A 1,301-nucleotide genomic window follows, 5' to 3' on the forward strand; every position below is an offset into this window, starting at 1 on the left:
GCGCAAACGAATTCTGCAGCAGCGCGACGAAGCGCAGCCAATCCTCATTGCCTTGTTCTGAAAGAGCGGGGTCGTTTAACGATAATTGCGTCATGGCAGCCACCATACTATTTAACTAGTACAGCAGCATACCATAGGGCCGTCAAAATCAATAACGTCTCTGCCACTCGGCGTCGGTCAGCACCTTGGCCGGCCGGTGCGTCAGATAACGGTAAAACGCATCATAAGCCAGCACGTTCTTGACGTAGCCGCGGGTTTCAGAGAACGGAATGCTTTCGATGAACGCCACCGGATCGATCCGCCCCGCGCTGTTGCCCAGCCAGGTATTCACCCGCGACGGGCCGGCATTATAGGCGGCGCTCGACAGAATGCGGTTGCGGCCGAACTGCTGATAGACCGACTCCAGATAGCTGGTGCCGATGGTGATATTGGTCTGCGGATCGAACAGTTGGCTCGGGCCGACATAGCCGGGAATATTGAACATCTGCACCGTATGCTGCGCGGTGCGCGGCATCACCTGCATCAGGCCGGCGGCACCGACCGGCGACTGCGCCTTCGGATTCCAGGCGCTCTCCTGGCGCGCGATCGCCATCGCATAGCTGCTGGTGATCCCCTTGTCATCGGTGGCGCGGCGGAACTCCTGTGGCCAAGCGACCGGGAAGCGTTCCTCCAGATGATCCCACAGCTTGCCGACGATGGTCGCCTGCACGCTCAGATCGGCCCATTTTTGCTCAAAGGCGTAGCGCGCCAGTGCCTCTTGTTCCGGCCGGCTGCGGCTAGCGACGTAGGAGCCCCATTCGCTGCGGGCCAGGTTATCCATATTCCAGTACATCAGCTCGCGTACCCGGGCGACCTCCGGCCCGTCGACCAGCGACGTGCGCGGCTTGGCCGCCACCGCCACCATCACTGGATAAGTGGCGTTCAGCTTCTGCGCCGCCACCATCGGATAGAAACCGCGTTCGGTCATCAGGTTGCGCAACATCTCCTCGCCTTCGGCGCGTTTGCCTTCGTCCATCAGCTGACTGGCGCGCCAGTAGCGCCACTCATCCTTGTTGCGCGACGCTTCCGGCAGACGGGCCAGCCAGGTCGCGACGCCCTGCCGATCGCCGTTACCCAGCGCCATGCGCACCCGGCGCTCCAGCAGCGAAGGCGAACGGCTGCGCAGAATCACCTGATCGCGCCACTGCGCCTGTTCATAGGTAGCGTCGCTGCCCATCAGGCGCCAGGCCACCGACTCTTCCAGCCCCAGCCGCTCGTCGTCGCTCATTTTCTGCAGCCGCGCGAGCGTCGGGATCATCGCC

General features: G+C 62.5%; 1 protein-coding gene. It reads right to left on the reverse strand.

Annotated features, from left to right (window positions below):
- Positions 1-148: 148 nt before the first annotated feature.
- A partial coding sequence (sltY, locus tag AB0H42_RS35695; protein ID WP_357064297.1) for a murein transglycosylase occupies positions 149-1,301 on the reverse strand: 1,153 nt, incomplete at its 5' end.

Source organism: Nocardia sp. NPDC050799, from assembly GCF_040654015.1.
Lineage (GTDB): Bacteria > Actinomycetota > Actinomycetes > Mycobacteriales > Mycobacteriaceae > Nocardia.